Source organism: Curtobacterium sp. MCLR17_059 (assembly GCF_003234665.1).
Taxonomy (GTDB): domain Bacteria; phylum Actinomycetota; class Actinomycetes; order Actinomycetales; family Microbacteriaceae; genus Curtobacterium; species Curtobacterium flaccumfaciens.
On the sequence record NZ_QKSU01000001.1, the window covers coordinates 421,400 to 436,921 of the forward strand.

Consider the following 15,522-nt stretch of genomic DNA (forward strand, 5'->3'; position numbering starts at 1 on the left):
TCGACGGATGCTCGCAGACAGTGGTCTCGGATTCGTCGTCGTCCTCTACGCCCTGTTCGTGCTGGCGCTCGCCGTGCTGGCCGTCGCCCTCATCGTGCTCGTGTTCGCCGCGATCCGTGTCCTGCGGTTGTCGGCGACGGAGCGGCAGCTGCGCATCGAGCGGATGCGCTCGCCGGAGCTGTTCGACGGCGACGTGCCGCCCCAGGCCTGACGGTCCGACCACGGCGCTGACGCACCTGCCCGTCGGCGGGCCGGGTCAGTCGACCGACTCGGACTCGGACTCCGACTCGCGCAGGGCCGCGTACTGCTCTGCCCGCTCCGTCGCGGCCCAGCTGCCGAGCAGCGCGAGCGACCGCTCGGACTCGCTGCCCGGTTCGGCCGAGTACGAGAACAGCGTCAGGCCGGGGTCGGCGACCAGGTCGAGCGCCTCGTAGGACAGCCGCAGCTCCCCCACGATCGGGTGGTCGATGCGCTTCTTGCCGGTGCGCTGCATCCGGACGTCGTGGGCGGCCCACCAGCCGCGGAACTCCTCGCTCCGGGTGGAGAGCTCACCGACGAGCGTGATGAGCCCCGGCTCGCAGGGGTTCGACACCGCGGCGGTCCGGAGCACGGCCACGGCGTCCTTCGCGGTCTGTGCCCAGTCCGGGAAGAAGTCGCGGGCGGCCGGGTCGAGGAACGTGAAGCGTGCGGTGTTCACCGGGCGTCCGGGGCCGGCGAAGAGCGGAGCGTAGAGCGCGCGGCCGAGCTCGTTCGTCGCGACGACGTCCCCGCGCTCGTTCCGCACCCAGGCCGGTGCGCCGGTGATGGCGTCGAGCAGCCGCTGCACGCCGGGGCGCACGCGGGTCGGAACGTTCCGGTGCATGACCTTCGCGCCGGAGTTCGCCAGGCGCGTGAGGTCCCACAGGTGCGCACGCTCGTCCTCGTCGAGCTGCAGGGCGCTCGCCAGGCCCTCGAGCACGCTGTCCGAGACGCCCTTGAGCGAGCCGCGTTCGAGTCGCGTGTAGTAGTCGACGCTCACGCCGGCGAGCATGGCGACCTCGTGCCGACGCAGCCCGGGCACGCGTCGGACGCCACCGCCGAACGACGGCATGCCGACCTGCTCGGGGGTGAGCCGCGCCCGCCTGGAGGACAGGAAGTCGCGGATCTCGTTGCGCACGTCGATACCCATGCGACGAGCGTACGTGCCCGGGCCGTGCGTCCGGCAGGCACCGGCGGTACCCGTCGGCCGGTCAGGGCGCGGCGGGGCCGCCGGCCGTCGCTGACTGGTCACGACACGTCGCGTGCCGTGCGCCGTCCCGTCGCAACCTGTCGGCTGGTGGCGCCGCAGGCGACGGCCTGCGACCGCTCGTCGGCGTCTGGCGGGGTGTTGCGACCGCCCGGAGCGGACGGGAGGCGCGGGGCGGCCCCGCCACGTGCCTCCCGTACGCCGTCTGGTCGCGTTCCGTTGCGTGACCGGCCGTGCCCGACCGGTCGCGACACGTCGCGTGCCGCCCGCCGGGTGGTCGCGACCTGTCGGCTGGTGGCGCCGTGGACGACGGCCTGTGACCGCTCGCCGGCGTCCCGCGGGGTGTTGCGACCGCCTGCGCCACGGGCTCCCCCCCCGCTCTGTCCCGCGGTCAGGGCGCGGCGTCGGCCCCGATGCGCACCCGCGCGACGCGGTGACCGTCCATGGCGGTCACCTCGAGGCGGTGGGAACCGACCAGGACGACGTCGCCGACCTGGGGCACGCGGTCCAGCTGCACCTGCACGAGCCCACCCACGGTCTCGTAGTCGCCGTCCGGCAGGACCGGACCGCCGTCCGCGGCCAGGTCCTCGAGCACCGTGGCCCCGTCGACGCCGTCGTGTGCCAGCACGGACTCGTCGTGCTCGGTGGAGTCCCACTCGTCGCGGATGCGGCCGACGAGGTCCTCGAGCAGCGCCTCGAGCGTGACCATGCCCGCGCTGCCGCCGTACTCGTCGACCACCAGGGCGATCTGGTGGCCGTCGGTGCGCATGTCCGCGATCGCGCTCGACAGCGACTTCGTCTCGGGCAGGGCGAGCACCGGCCGGACGAGCGTGGCGACCGGTGCCGAGGGATCGACCGGACGCAGCAGGTCACGGAGGTGCACGAAGCCCTGGACCTCGTCACGCCCGCCGGAGGTCACGAGGTACCGGGTGTGCCCGGCCGCGATGGCCTGGTCGGTGGCTTCGGCGACGGAGAGGCCGGCATCCAGCGTCGAGACGTCGTACCAGGGGCGCATCGACTCGCGCAGGATGCGGTCACCGGCGTCCAGGGCGCTGCGGGCGATCCGGCGTCCCTGCTCGTCGACGCCGGTGTGCTCGTCGACCAGGCCGCGGAGCTCCTCGGTGCTCATCGACTCGCTGCGGGCGTCCGGGTCGCCACCGAGCAGTCGTACGACGGTGTCGGTGGACTTCGAGAGCAGCCAGATCACGGGCCGCATGAGCACCGCGAAGCGCTCCAGGGTCGGGGCGACGGCCATCGAGAAGCCCTCGGCACGCTGCAGGGCGAGGCGCTTCGGCACGAGCTCGCCGAACACGAGAGACAGGTACGCGATGACGAGGGTCATCAGCACCAGCGCGACGGCTTCGGCCGTCCCCTGCTCGAGGCCGAGCCCCTGGAACAGCGGTGCGACGTCGGGTGCGATCGAGGACGCACCGTACGCGGCGGAGAAGAACCCGGCGACGGTCACGCCGATCTGCACGGCGGACAGGAACCGGTTGGGGTCACGGCCGAGCTCGGCGACCCGCATCCCGCGGGGGCCGCGGCGTTCGAGCTGCTGCAGCTGGGATTCGCGGAGCGAGACGAGTGCGATCTCGGCGGCCGCGAAGACCCCGCCGACGAGCACGAAGAGGATGACGAGCCCGAAGGCGATCCAGGTGTCGGCGCCCATCAGCGGGCAGCCGCCTCGGATCGACGACGGGCGGGCGGTCTGTGGGGATCGTCCATGCCTGTGAGTCTGCACAGGCCGACTGGGACATCACCGTACTGCCGCTCGACAGCGGCTGTGGATCCGGCGTCGTGACGGGAGCGGTCGCTGCGGGGCGCGGTCGCTACAGGGTGAGCGAGCGACCGATGCGGGCCTCGAGCCACGCCTTCGGGTCGATCGGCGTGACGCCGTCCATCAGGACCTCGAGGTGCAGGTGCGCACCGGTCGAGACGCCGGAGGACCCGACGAGCCCGATGAACTGCCCGGCAGCGACGGTGTCGCCGACCTTGAGCGGCGAGGAGCCGGGGATCATGTGGCCGTAGAGCGTGGAGACCTGACGGCCGTCGACCACGTGGTCGATGATGACCGCGTTGCCGTACGAGAAGTAGGTGCCCGAGACCCGGACCTTGCCCGCGGCGACGGCGCCGATCGGCGTGCCCATGCCCGGGGTGAAGTCGAGGCCCTGGTGCAGCGACGAGCACGCCCCGCACGGTGCCGAGCGGTACCCGAAGCCGGAGCTCATCTGCACCGGGCCGGGGAACGGCGAGCGGACCGCGCCGCCGAACGAGACGGCGCCGCCCGCGGTCGCCGCGGTGTCGGCGGACCCAGCGGTCTTCGTGGTGACGGTCGAGCCGCCGCCGACGGTGAACCCGTCACGGTCGAACCCGGCGGCCGTGACCGCCTGGGTCACGGCGTAGTCCTGGGTGCGCACGACGGGCGCGATGGTCGAGGTGGCCATCGAGGTGCCGGCGCTCGCGTGGGCGGGCATCGCCGAGGCGGCGAACATCGCGATCGCGGCGGCGGCGCTGGTGAGCGTGATGCGTCCGGCGCGGGCCGACCGGGAGGCCCGGGGTGCGCTGGCGACGCGGGTCACCTTGGGCGCAGGGCGACGGACGACCCGCTGGATGCGGTCATCGACGTGCTCGGTGGTGGCGCGTGCGGCTGCGGAGCGGCGGCCGGCCGGCTCGGTGGCCGAGGACGCTGTCGCGAGGACCACGGCCTGCACGGGCTTGGCGACCTTCGCGGCCTTCGGCGCCTTGGCCGGCTTCGCGGCCTTCGCCGGCTTGGCGACCTTCGCTGCCTTGGCCGGCTTCTCGGGCTTGGCGGCCTTCGCGACCGGCGCCGTCTTGCTGCGACGCTGCGGTCCGCGGGCTGCTGCACGCTCGGCCTCGAGGGCGGCGCGACGGGACAGGTGCACCACCGGGGTCTCCGGGTGCTGGTCGAGTTCGGGTGCAGTCGTCATGGCCGCCCACCATTCTGCACGACTCTGTCGCTTTGTACAGGCCCTTTCGTGATCTTTTCGTTACCGAGTGCGCTGGGAGGCCTCTGATCACCACGGGCGGAAGCGTCCCCCGGGCCCTCCGCATCGGTACGGTCAGGGGAAAGCGACGGAAGGACCCGCACCATGGCCCGATCGCCGCGTGAGCGGTACGGAACGGTCGACCTGGCGTCGGCCGACGTCGTGCTGGCCGGTACCCAGGAACTCCTCCCCGTGCTCCGGGCCGCCGCCGTGCGCGCCGGGATCGACGCTGCGCGGATGCGGGTCATCGGGGTCGACGACCTACCGGACCCCGAGGAGACGTGGGACGCGGCGTTGGCCGTCATCGCGATCCGTCGCCCCGGTGACGACCCCGCGTTCCACCGGGCGCAGGCGGCTGCCGAGCTCATCGCACCGATGCTCGCGCCGCACGCCGTCCGCATCGTCGTCACGGTGTCCGGGGTGACCCGGCTCGCGCCGAAGCTCGAGCGCACCCTGACGTCCGAGGTCCTGCACCAGATCGATGCCGCGTCGGCGTCGTCCGGGTTCCGCCGGCCCTTCCGGCCGCTGCGCATGCGGCTCGGGCTCGCCGGGCTCCGTGCCGCCGGCGTCCGGGTGTTCCGCGTCTCGATCGGCGACTGAGGCTCAGGCTCCGTCGGCTCCGGAGCCCTGCGCGGTGCCCGCCTGCAGCGACGGGTGTGGCGGAGCGGCGTGCGCGACGACGGAGACACTGCCGACGGCGAGCACGAGCGCCAGCGCTCCGGCGGTGCAGGCCGTCCCGATCCGCCGCAACCGCGACCGGCTGCCACGCTGACGCGGTGCGAAGCGCTTCGTGCTCCGTCGGGGTTCGGGGCCGACGAGCCAGGGACCGGAGCCGTCGGGGTCGTACGAGAACGGGCCGGAGCCGTCCGGCGCGTACCGGTAGGGCCCGCTGCCGTCCGAGGCGTAGGCGGACCGCAGGTCCTCCGCGGTCCAGCCGAAGTCGTCCGGGGTCTGCCGTGTGGTGGTCATGCGCGCTCTCCCTCGCTCTGGTGCTGCGGAAGACCAGTCCACGCACCGTTCCTATGTGTCGACAGTGCGCCTCCAGGGTGTCGGCCGAGCATCTGCCGCGCGGAAGCGGAGGCCATGTATCTTGATGTCGAGACATCCTGCGCCACGAGTACCGTGGACGTACCGACGGTCGAACAAGGGAGTACCCGCCAGCATGGCCAAGATCATCTACACCCTCACGGACGAGGCGCCGTTCCTCGCCACCCACTCCTTCCTCCCGGTCATCCAGGCCTTCGCCGGCACCGCGGGTGTCGACGTCGAGACCCGCGACATCTCGCTCGCCGGCCGGATCATCGCCCAGTTCCCGGAGCGGCTCACCGACGAGCAGCGCCTGGACGACGCCCTCGCCGAACTCGGCGACCTGGCGAAGACCCCCGAGGCGAACATCATCAAGCTGCCGAACATCTCGGCGTCGATCCCCCAGCTCAAGGTCGCGATCAAGGAACTGCAGGCGCAGGGCTACGACCTGCCCGACTACCCGGACGAGGCCACGACCGACGAGCAGCGCGACGTCCGCGCCCGCTACGGCCGTGTCCAGGGCAGCGCCGTCAACCCGGTGCTGCGCGAGGGCAACTCCGACCGCCGCGCACCCCTGTCCGTCAAGAACTACGCCCGCAAGCACCCGCACCGCATGGGCGCCTGGTCGCGTGACTCGAAGACGAACGTCACCACCATGGGCGTCGACGACTTCCGGTCGAACGAGAAGTCCTGGATCGCCCCCGCCGACGACGTCCTGACGATCACCTTCGTGGCCGAGGACGGCAGCGAACAGGTCCTCAAGCAGTCGATCCCCGTCCTGCAGGGCGAGGTCGTGGACGGCACCGTGCTGCACGTGGCCGCACTCGAGTCGTTCCTGCGGAAGCAGATCGAGCGCGCCGCCGCCGAGGACATCCTGTTCTCCGTGCACCTCAAGGCCACGATGATGAAGATCTCGGACCCGATCATCTTCGGCCACGTCATCAAGGCGTTCTTCCCGTCGGTGTTCGAGCGATACGGCGCCGACCTCGCCGCCGCGGGCCTGACCCCGAACGACGGCCTCGGCTCGATCCTCGCCGGCCTCGCTGCGCTGCCGAACGGCGCCGAGATCGAGCGTGCCTTCAAGCAGGGCATCGCCGACGGCCCCGAGCTCGCCATGGTCGACTCGGACAAGGGCATCACGAACCTGCACGTGCCGAGCGACGTCATCGTCGACGCCTCGATGCCCGCGATGATCCGCACCTCGGGGCACATGTGGGGCCCGGACGGCGACGAGCACGACACCCTCGCCGTCATCCCCGACTCGAGCTACGCCGGCATCTACCAGGCCGTGCTCGACGACTGCCGCGCCCACGGCGCCTTCGACCCGTCGACGATGGGCTCCGTGCCCAACGTCGGCCTGATGGCGCAGAAGGCCGAGGAGTACGGCTCGCACGACAAGACGTTCGAGCTCCCCGGCGCCGGTGTGGTCCGCGTCACGACCGCCTCGGGCGACGTCGTCATCGAGCACGACGTCGAGCCCGGTGACATCTGGCGCGCCTGCCAGACCAAGGACGTGGCCATCCGCGACTGGGTGAAGCTCGCCGTCACCCGCGCCCGTGCCTCCGCGACGCCGGCCGTGTTCTGGCTCGACGAGACCCGCGCGCACGACGCGAACCTCATCGGGCTCGTCCGCCAGTACCTCGGCGAGCACGACACCGAGGGCCTGCAGATCGAGATCCTCGCGCCCGAGGACGCCATGCGCTTCTCGCTCGAGCGCATCCGCCGCGGCGAGGACACCATCTCGGTCACCGGCAACGTCCTGCGCGACTACCTGACCGACCTGTTCCCGATCATGGAGCTCGGCACCTCGGCGAAGATGCTCTCCGTCGTCCCGCTGCTGGGCGGTGGCGGCCTGTTCGAGACCGGTGCCGGTGGTTCCGCGCCGAAGCACGTGCAGCAGCTCGTGCAGCAGAACTACCTGCGCTGGGACAGCCTGGGCGAGTTCCTCGCACTGGCGGTCAGCCTCGAGCACCTCGCCGGTGTGACGGGCAACGAGCGGGCGAAGATCCTGGGCGAGACCCTCGACCGAGCCACCGGGACGTTCCTGGAGCAGGACAAGTCCCCGGGTCGGAAGCTCGGCTCGATCGACAACCGCGGCAGCCACTTCTACCTGGCGAAGTACTGGGCCGAGGAGCTCGCGGCGCAGACCCAGGACACCGAGCTCGCGGCGTCGTTCGCGGACCTCGCGGCGAAGCTCGGTGAGCAGGAGCACACGATCGTCGACGAGCTCGTCTCGGTGCAGGGTCACCCGGCCGACATCGGCGGCTACTACCGTCCCGACGACGCCAAGACGAGCGCGGTCATGCGTCCGTCCGCCACGTTGAACGCGGCGCTGGCAGCGCTCTAGCAGCGACCAGCCGACGGACGGGAGGCCCGGTGCCAGCTGGCACCGGGCCTCCCGTCCGTCCGTGGTCGCGTCCGCACCACGAACCCGACCACAGCTGCTCACGAAGTGACGCGTGGGCGCTCGTCGCGTCAGCCGCGGGACGGCACGGACGGGCCGGCGGCGAGCAGCCCGGTGAAGACGAGGGCGACGGCCACGACCCCGATGCCCGCGGCCACGGCGGGCCGACGCACCACGAAGAACAGCAGGCGGTCCCAGAAGCCCGAGTGGGCGTCCGGCGAGCGGCGCCAGGAGCCCTCGAGCATGCCGCGGCGGGCGACCGCGACCTCGAACGGCACCGTGGCGTACGGCACGACGGCACTGGCCCAGCCGAGCACGAGCGCACCGAACGACCACCGCTGGTTCACCGCCACGACCGTCGTGACCACCAGGTACGCCAGGAACACGAAGCCGTGCACCCCACCCCCGATGCGGACGCCCCAGTCGCCGGCGTCCAGGCCGTACTTGAGCACCATCCCGAGGATGAGCAGGGTCCAGGTCACGAGTTCGGCGACCGCGGCGGCGCGGAACAGGGAGCGCGGAGTCATGGCCTCCATGGTGGCGGACCCGGTTGACAGACAGCAGGGCGCCCCGGATCGTCCGACCCGGGGCGCCCTGCAGGTCCGCTCAGTGCCGCACGACCACCGTCTGCCCGAGGCGGTTCACACCCGCGCTCGCGTCCCACGTGCCGGTGTTCGCCGTCTGGATCGCGAAGGCCGGGTTCGCCGCCACCGAGGCCTCCGGCGCGGGCAGGGCGAGTGCGATGCTCCAGCGCCCGTTCGGCACGTCGGCCAGCGACGCCCGGACGGTCACGGTCCGTCCCGGCTGCCAGGACGACGCGTCGGCGGCCACGGGCACGGTCACCCGGCGATCGCCGTCGGTCAGGACGAGCTGCACCGGGCGGCTGTTGTACGGCGCCGCCCAGCCGTCGTTCCGGATCGACACCGCCACCGACGGCTTCGCGCCAGAGGTGGCGGTGCTCGACGTCATCGTGAAGCGGTAGCCGAGCTTCTTCGCGGCGTCGGTCATGCCCTCCGCACCCCAGGTCGCCAGGACGTCCTTGTTGTAGTCGAGGTTGAGGTAGCTGTAGTGGTACTTCGCCATCTCGGCCGAGGCGGACGGGTACTCGGACCGCGGCGCGTTCACGGCGCAGGTCTCACCACCGACGGGGACGTACCGCGACTCCGCCGCCAGGTAGTCCTGGTCGAGCGACAGCGGGTTGCTCAGGAACGTGCCGAAGTCGTCCGGCGAGGCGAGGAAGCAGTCGTTGTGGTGCCCGATGCGCGACGCTGCCGACCCGTCGTGCGCCTGCGCCGGGGTGAGCGCCCCGGCCGTGCCGGACGGCGTGCGGAGTGCGTCCTGCTTCATCTGCATCGTGCGGACCTGGACCGAGCGGCTGGACGGCAGGGCCGCGAGTTCGGCCTGCAGGACCTGTCGTCGGGCGTCCTTGTCGGCCTCGGTCAGCACACCCGGGTTCGCCGGGTCACTGGCGAAGTGGTCGGTGTAGTAGCCCTCGCCCCAGAGCCCGATGAATCCCCCCTGCAGGGTCGGGATGACGTCGGCGTTCCGGCGGAGCGTCGGGGTGAGCTGCTCGATGTGCGCGAGCACGGTCGGCAGGTCGGCGTCACCGTAGGGCGCCGAGTACGGGTACGAGCCACCCTGGACGTACGCGAACCGGGTGATCACACCCACGCCGGCGGCGCGCGCGGTGTCGTAGTCGTGCTGCACGAGCGCGAGCCAGGCCGGGCTGAGTTGCCGCTGCTGGACGAACGCCTCCATGTAGAACACCCGGACGACCTGCGTGACGCCCTCGGCCCGGTACCCCCGGAGGGTCGCGGCGTCGAGCGGCGTGTACCCGGTGCCGTCGGCGCGGTAGTGCGTCTCGGTGGTGTGGTCGAACCCGCGCGAGGGGTTCGGGATGACCGCGTCGCTCGCCGTGTAGGTCACGGTCGAGGTGGTCGCGATCCGTTTCGAGTGGTGACCGGTGGGTGATGCCCACGCGGTGGTCGGTACGGCGAGTGCGAGCACCGCCGCGAGTGCGACGGTGGTGATGGTGCGGTGCTGCATCGGACGAGCCCCTGTCCTCGGCGCGGGCGGTGACCGGCACCCCCTGGCACCGTCGCCTGCGCGATTGTGATCTGAAGGTAGGCCAAACGATCAGAAAACGCCAGGACCTGCGCAAAGCGATCACGGGTAGCGTGGGTCCCATGTCGCCGTCGACCGAGAACCGTCCCCTGAACATCGTCGTCTGGAACGAGAACGTGCACGAGACCCGCGGTGACGCGACGGTCATCGGGCACTACCCCGACGGCATGCACACCGTGATCGCCGAGGCGCTCCGGCAGCTGCAGCCCGGAGCCGACGTCTCCACCGCCACCCTGCAGGAACCCGACCACGGCATCACCGCCGAACGACTGGCCACCACGGACGTGCTGTTCTGGTGGGGCCACGCCGCCCACGACGAGGTCAGCGACGCTGTCGTCGACCTGGTCGTCGACGCCGTGCACGCCGGCATGGGCCTGGTCGTGCTGCACTCCGGCCACTACTCCAAGCCGTTCAAGCGCCTGATGGGCACGACCTGCTCGCTGAAGTGGCGGAACGACGGCGAGCGCGAACTCGTCTGGACGGTTGCGCCCGAGCACCCGATCGCCGCCGGGGTGCCGCACCCGATCGTCATCGACCGGCAGGAGATGTACGGCGAGTACTTCGACATCCCGCGCCCCGACGAAGAGGTGTTCCTGTCGACCTTCGCGGGCGGCGAGGTCTTCCGCTCCGGTGTCGCGTACCGCCGGGGGCTCGGCAAGGTCTTCTACTTCTCGCCCGGCGACCAGGAGTACCCCGTCTACCACCACCCGGACATCCAGCGCGTGCTGTCGAACGCCGCCGCCTGGGCCGCCCCGGTGTCCGAGCGCCGCGAGCTGACGGCTGACCCCCACCCACGGGACTGGTTCCTGACGGACGATGGGGGTAGACAGGCCGGGTGACCAACCATCTCGACGGTGCGCACAGGCGCACCGCGGTGATCGAGGCGCTCGCCATCTTGGGATCAGGACCCGAGGAGCGCTTCGACCGCATCACCCGCATGGCCCACGAGGCGTTCGACGTCCCGTTGACCTTCCTCAACCTCGTCCACCACGACCTCGTCACCACGCAGTCGACCTTCGGCTGGCACCAGGGATCGAGTGTCCCCGCCAGCGAGCAGTTCTGCGCGTCGACGGTGCTCACCCGCGAACCGATGGTGATCCCGGACGCGTCGCTCGACGCCCGGTTCGCCCACACCGCGGCGGTGGCCGAGCACGGCATCCGGTTCTACGCGGGCGCACCGTTGACCATGGTCGACGGCACCCGGGTGGGCACGCTGTGCCTGATGGACGCTGTTCCGCGCACGTTCTCGCCGGACGACGTCGCCCTGCTCGGGGACCTGGCCCGGTGGGCGGAGCGCGAGCTCGGCGTCGCCATCGACCGCGGGCGGGTCCGTCGGGTGCTCGACGGCCTGGTGCCGGACCCGGTCGCGGTGCCGGGGTACGACCTCGACGTCCTGGTGGCCCAGCACGACGACGGCGGGGGTGACGTCGCCGACTGGCGCGTCGCACCGGACGGTGCCCTGCACGTCACCGTCGGCCGGGTGAGCGCGGCCGGCCCGGCGTCGGGCCTGCTCGCCGCGGCGGTCCGCGGTGCCGTGGCAGCACGGACCGGCTCGGCCATGTCGGACGCGATCGTCGGCCTGGAGGCGCAGGTCACCGCCGACCTGTCGGCTGCGGACGCCGTCGGCTCGCTGTTCCACCTGCGGCTCGACCCGACGTCGGGTCACGTCGACTTCGGCGACGCCGGCCACGGCCTCGCCGTGCTCGTCCCCGCCGACGGTCCGGCTCGCGTCCTGCACCCGCTCGACCTGCCGCTCGGGCTGCAACCGGAGTCGATCCCACGGTCGCCCGGCGCGCTCGACCTGGACCCCGGGGACCGGCTGGCGATCTGCACCCAGGGCGTCCTGTCGCTGGACGGGCTCCGGCACCTGGACGACCTCGCCGCGCTGGTGCGCTCGGCTCCGGACGGGGCCACCGTGGTCGAACGGGTGCGTACGGCCGTCCCCACGGACGCAGTGGTGGACGTCACGCTGGTGGTGCTCACCCGGCACTGAGCGTGCGTGCCGCGCCACCCGGTCGTGCGGCGCCACCTGATCGTGCCGCGCACGTCAGGAGCGGAAGCGGTCCTGCCGCGGGCGCGGGGTCCCGGTCAGTGAGACCACGAGCAGGGTCGCGAGCAGGGCGAAGCCCGCCAGCTCGATGCCCAGTCCGGCGAGCTGCCAGTACGCGCTGCCGACGTGCTGCGGCTGCGTGATGGACTCCGGCCACCACGACTGGATGAGCGGGAACGAGCCCGGGAACGGGTCGAGGCCGAACACGACGAGCCCGCCGAGCAGCATCACCACGCCGAGGCCGGCCATCGCCCCACGGGACCGACGGAGCATGTGCACCACGAGGGCCGCACCCATGCCGGCGAGCCCGACGACGGCGATCAGGAACGCGAGCACCACGATGGTCTGCGGCGCGAGCGCGACCCAGTCCAGCACCGCGATCGGCAGCAGCAGCCACCGACCCGTCCGTGCCCAGCGCGCAGGGTTCCGCCATCCGTCCATGGCGACCGACCGTAGGGCACCCGGCCGAACGCCTGCCGAATGCGGCCAGTGGACCCCGGCGGCAGCGTGCGCTGACTACGATCTGACCCCATGGCGCAGGACCGACCGACCCGGCAGCAGCGGTCGCTCGCGACCCGCACGGCGATCATCGAGGGCGCGGCCGCGGAGTTCGACGAACGCGGGTACGTCGGTGCCTCGATGGACGGCATCGCCGAACGCATCGGGATGACCAAGGGTGCGCTGTACTTCCACTTCACGTCGAAGGCCGACATGGCCGGGGCCGTCGTCGCCGAGCAGCACGCGATCTCGCGCCGCTACGGCGAGGCCGCGGTGGCCCGGGGCACCACTCCGCTCGAGTCGATCATGTGGCTGTGCCAGGGGCTCGCGGTCCAGATGACGTCCGAGGTCGTCGTGAGCGCCGGGGTGCGCCTGTCGACCGACGTGGCCGCGAGCGACGTCGCCCGGCAGGACCCGTACACCGACTGGACCACGGTGGTCGCCGGGTTCGCGCGGCAGGCCGTCGAGGTGGGCGAGCTCGACCCGCGGTGGGACCCGGACCTGGTCGGCCGGGTCGTCGTCCGCGCCTACACCGGCGTGCAGACCGTCTCGGACGTGATGACCCGCCGGGCCGACCTGTTCGCGGGCCTGCGGGAACTCTGGACGGTCCTGCTGGACGCGTTCGTCACCGAACGGCTGCGTCCGGAGATCCCGCGGCTCGTCGCACTCATCGCTCCGGAGTGACGCGGGTCCCCCCAGGGAAACACCCACGTCACCTCACCTCTGAGACTACCGAGAAGGGTGTCGCGCCACCGGCCCCAGTTCGCGGGCATGTGTCCGGCGGCCCACTAGCCTGACGCGGTGCCCACACCCGCTGCCGAGGTCGACGTCGACGTCCCGCTCGTCCGGTCCCTGCTGCGCGACCAGCACCCCGACCTGGCGGGCCTCCCGCTCGAGGTCGTCGCGAACGGCTGGGACAACGTCGTGCTGCGTCTGGGCGACGACCTGGCCGTCCGGATCCCCCGTCGGGAGCTGGCCGCACGGCTCGTCGAACACGAACAGCGCTGGTTGCCGGACATCGCCGCCCGGGTCGGATCGGTCGTCCCGGTGCCTGCCCCGGTGCGCACCGGACGCCCCGCCCTCGGCTACCCGTGGTCGTGGAGCATCGTGCCGTGGCTGCCCGGTACGGCGATCGGTGAACGGGCGGCCGGGGTCCCCGTCGCCGAGGCGCTCGCCGCGTTCGTCGGGCTCCTGCACGTCCCGGCCCCGGACCACGCCCCGGTGAACCCGTTCCGTGCGGTGCCGCTCGTGTCGCGGAGTGACGCCGTGCTGACGCGACTCGACGAGCACGGCGTGCACCGGGCCGGAGAGCTGGCCACGCTGTGGCGGACCGCAGCGGCCGTGCCCGCGCACCCCGGGCCTCCCGTCTGGGTGCACGGCGACCTGCACCCCTTCAACCTGCTCGTCGACTCGTCGGACGGTGTCGACCGCCTGTCGGCCGTGATCGACTTCGGGGACGTCACCGCGGGCGACCCCGCCGTCGACCTCGCGACCGCCTGGCTGACGCTCGACGTGCCGGGGCGTTCCGCGTTCCGGGCGCGCGTCGCGGCCCCGGACGCCACCTGGCTGCGCGCACGTGGGTGGGTGGTCGCGCTCGCGTCCGCGCTGGCGACCGCCGACGAACGCGCCTTCCGGAGCGTCGCGCGACGGAGCATCGACGCGGTGCTGGACGACTGAGTCCCCGCGGGGCTATCGTGACCGCACCATCCGTGCACAGCCGATCGGAGGGGCCGCCATGACCCTCGAGCTCCGCGTCCAGCACGACGTCGCCACCGACGCCTCCCCCGCCCCCGTCCGACCCGAGCGACGCGGTCTCCGCGGCCTGCTCGACCGTCTGTCGGACCGCCGCGCCGCCGCCCGCGCGCGACGGGTCGACGACCGGGTGCGCGAACTCGGGGAACTCGTCCACCTGCTCTCCGACGCCCGCGCCGTCGTCGAACGCGGGTGGGTCCAGCACGCCTGGTTCGCCTACCTCGACGAGCACGGCCGCGAGCGCAAGGCCTCCAGCGCCGCCGCGATGGACGTGCAGGGCCGGCCGCTCGTCGGCGCCTGCCTGGTCGGTGCGGTCGTGTCCGCCGCCGGCGGGCCGCACGCGGTGCACGCTCCCCGGGTGCAGCACGCGCTCGACGTCGTGTGGCACGCCCTCGCCCGCGACGAGGGCGAGCCCGTGCTGTGGTGCCCCGCGCCGGACATCCGGATGGGGCGGGTACGGGACCTGACGAGCTGGAACGACGCCCCGGCACGCACCGGCACCGAGGTCGCCGGGCTGCTCCTGACGGCTGAACGGGTCGCCGTGCAGGAGTCGACGCGCCTGCAGGAGCTCCGGGTGGCACGATCGGGGGCATGAGCGACGTCGAAGCGGTCCCCGAGGTGCACCCTGCGAGCACCAGCACCCTGGCCGCGAGCGGCAACGCCCTGCTGTCGGACGAACGGGCCACGCGGCACCCCGCCGGTGCGGCGGCGGACGGCGCGGACGCCGCTGCCGCCGACGCCGCGGTGAAGCGGACGCTGCACCGGTACCTGCAGAAGCACCGTGCGGCCCTGCTGGCGAAGCTCGACGGGCTGGCCGAGCGGCAGGCCCGCTGGCCGGTGACGCCGACGGGTACGAACGTCCTCGGGCTGGTGAAGCACGTCGCCGGGGTGCAGGCCGGCTACTTCGGCGAGGTGTTCGGGCGGCCGTTGCCGGACCAGCCCGCCTGGCTCGAGTCGGAGGACGGCGAGGACATGTACGCCTCGCTCGACGAGACCATGGCCGACATCGTGGCCTTCCACCACCGGAGTGCCGCCCACGCCGACGCCACGATCGAGGCGCTCGACCTCACTGCCACCGGGACCGTGCCGTGGTGGCCGGAGGGGCACCGGGACGTCACCCTGCACCGGATCCTGGTGCACATGGCGTACGAGACCGCCCGGCACGCGGGTCACGCCGACATCGTGCGCGAGATGCTCGACGGCCTGGCCGGCGACGGCGACGGCAACCTGGCCGACAAGTCCCCGGAGGAATGGGTCCGGTGGCGTGAGCAGCTCGTCGACATCGCGGAGCGAGCCGGGTTGCGTGACCTCGACGCATAGCCGAGCAGGCAGACCGATCGTTACCGTTCTCCCAGGCTCGCCTTGGTAAACCCCCGCTGACCAGGGGTTGTCCTCCTCGCAACCGCAAGGGAAACCGTCGTACAGGCGGGGTTGCGTTGTA

General features: G+C 72.4%; 16 protein-coding genes. 9 read left to right on the plus strand and 7 right to left on the minus strand.

The window, feature by feature from the left end:
- Positions 1 to 7: 7 nt before the first annotated feature.
- Positions 8 to 211, plus strand: coding sequence for a hypothetical protein (locus tag DEJ12_RS02120; protein ID WP_017887883.1), 204 nt, complete (start codon positions 8 to 10; stop codon positions 209 to 211).
- A gap of 45 nt (positions 212 to 256) precedes the next feature.
- Here the strand turns inward: DEJ12_RS02120 and DEJ12_RS02125 are convergent, their stop codons facing one another.
- The 3 genes from DEJ12_RS02125 to DEJ12_RS02135 all read right to left on the minus strand — a co-directional run bounded on the left by DEJ12_RS02125 (position 257) and on the right by DEJ12_RS02135 (position 4,170).
- Positions 257 to 1,168: a helix-turn-helix transcriptional regulator gene (locus DEJ12_RS02125; RefSeq protein ID WP_071406260.1), complete on the minus strand. Its 912-nt coding sequence runs from the start codon at positions 1,166 to 1,168 to the stop codon at positions 257 to 259.
- Positions 1,169 to 1,616: 448 nt separating this feature from the next.
- Positions 1,617 to 2,891 (minus strand): hemolysin family protein, encoded by a 1,275-nt coding sequence (locus tag DEJ12_RS02130; protein WP_111028885.1) that lies wholly within the window; start codon positions 2,889 to 2,891, stop codon positions 1,617 to 1,619.
- Positions 2,892 to 3,051: 160 nt separating this feature from the next.
- Positions 3,052 to 4,170, minus strand: coding sequence for a M23 family metallopeptidase (locus DEJ12_RS02135; RefSeq protein ID WP_111028886.1), 1,119 nt, complete (start codon positions 4,168 to 4,170; stop codon positions 3,052 to 3,054).
- Between the two features lie 162 nt (positions 4,171 to 4,332).
- On the opposite strand from DEJ12_RS02135, the gene DEJ12_RS02140 reads away from it, so the two are divergent.
- Positions 4,333 to 4,827, plus strand: a complete 495-nt coding sequence (locus tag DEJ12_RS02140) for a hypothetical protein (RefSeq protein WP_071406257.1) — start codon at positions 4,333 to 4,335, stop codon at positions 4,825 to 4,827.
- Positions 4,828 to 4,830: 3 nt separating this feature from the next.
- Here the strand turns inward: DEJ12_RS02140 and DEJ12_RS02145 are convergent, their stop codons facing one another.
- Positions 4,831 to 5,196 carry a hypothetical protein gene (locus tag DEJ12_RS02145; RefSeq protein ID WP_111028887.1) on the minus strand — a complete coding sequence of 122 codons (366 nt, stop codon included), beginning with the start codon at positions 5,194 to 5,196 and terminating at the stop codon, positions 4,831 to 4,833.
- A 193-nt stretch (positions 5,197 to 5,389) separates the two neighbouring features.
- On the opposite strand from DEJ12_RS02145, the gene DEJ12_RS02150 reads away from it, so the two are divergent.
- Positions 5,390 to 7,600 carry an NADP-dependent isocitrate dehydrogenase gene (locus DEJ12_RS02150; protein ID WP_111028888.1) on the plus strand — a complete coding sequence of 737 codons (2,211 nt, stop codon included), beginning with the start codon at positions 5,390 to 5,392 and terminating at the stop codon, positions 7,598 to 7,600.
- A gap of 128 nt (positions 7,601 to 7,728) precedes the next feature.
- On the opposite strand, the gene DEJ12_RS02155 is transcribed toward DEJ12_RS02150, so the two are convergent.
- Positions 7,729 to 8,184 carry a DUF3817 domain-containing protein gene (locus DEJ12_RS02155; RefSeq protein WP_111028889.1) on the minus strand — a complete coding sequence of 152 codons (456 nt, stop codon included), beginning with the start codon at positions 8,182 to 8,184 and terminating at the stop codon, positions 7,729 to 7,731.
- Between the two features lie 79 nt (positions 8,185 to 8,263).
- A complete protein-coding gene (locus DEJ12_RS02160) occupies positions 8,264 to 9,703 on the minus strand; it encodes a DUF4832 domain-containing protein (protein WP_111028890.1) in 1,440 nt (479 codons plus the stop codon).
- Positions 9,704 to 9,843: 140 nt separating this feature from the next.
- On the opposite strand from DEJ12_RS02160, the gene DEJ12_RS02165 reads away from it, so the two are divergent.
- Together DEJ12_RS02165 and DEJ12_RS02170 are read left to right on the plus strand one after the other, a co-directional pair.
- Positions 9,844 to 10,620, plus strand: coding sequence for a ThuA domain-containing protein (locus DEJ12_RS02165; RefSeq protein WP_258370454.1), 777 nt, complete (start codon positions 9,844 to 9,846; stop codon positions 10,618 to 10,620).
- Positions 10,617 to 11,774, plus strand: coding sequence for a GAF domain-containing protein (locus DEJ12_RS02170; protein ID WP_110865314.1), 1,158 nt, complete (start codon positions 10,617 to 10,619; stop codon positions 11,772 to 11,774). The genes DEJ12_RS02165 and DEJ12_RS02170 overlap by 4 nt, the downstream gene beginning before the upstream one ends.
- 54 nt (positions 11,775 to 11,828) lie before the next feature.
- Here DEJ12_RS02170 and DEJ12_RS02175 read toward each other — a convergent pair whose 3' ends face one another.
- A complete protein-coding gene (locus DEJ12_RS02175) occupies positions 11,829 to 12,272 on the minus strand; it encodes a disulfide bond formation protein B (RefSeq protein ID WP_111028891.1) in 444 nt (147 codons plus the stop codon).
- Positions 12,273 to 12,362: 90 nt separating this feature from the next.
- On the opposite strand from DEJ12_RS02175, the gene DEJ12_RS02180 reads away from it, so the two are divergent.
- The 4 genes from DEJ12_RS02180 to DEJ12_RS02195 all read left to right on the plus strand — a co-directional run bounded on the left by DEJ12_RS02180 (position 12,363) and on the right by DEJ12_RS02195 (position 15,401).
- Positions 12,363 to 13,013, plus strand: a complete 651-nt coding sequence (locus DEJ12_RS02180) for a ScbR family autoregulator-binding transcription factor (RefSeq protein WP_111023391.1) — start codon at positions 12,363 to 12,365, stop codon at positions 13,011 to 13,013.
- Between the two features lie 117 nt (positions 13,014 to 13,130).
- Positions 13,131 to 14,006: an aminoglycoside phosphotransferase family protein gene (locus tag DEJ12_RS02185; RefSeq protein WP_111028892.1), complete on the plus strand. Its 876-nt coding sequence runs from the start codon at positions 13,131 to 13,133 to the stop codon at positions 14,004 to 14,006.
- 58 nt (positions 14,007 to 14,064) lie between these two features.
- Positions 14,065 to 14,676: a hypothetical protein gene (locus DEJ12_RS02190; RefSeq protein ID WP_111028893.1), complete on the plus strand. Its 612-nt coding sequence runs from the start codon at positions 14,065 to 14,067 to the stop codon at positions 14,674 to 14,676.
- A complete protein-coding gene (locus tag DEJ12_RS02195) occupies positions 14,673 to 15,401 on the plus strand; it encodes a DinB family protein (RefSeq protein WP_111028894.1) in 729 nt (242 codons plus the stop codon). The genes DEJ12_RS02190 and DEJ12_RS02195 overlap by 4 nt, the downstream gene beginning before the upstream one ends.
- Positions 15,402 to 15,522: the final 121 nt, after the last annotated feature.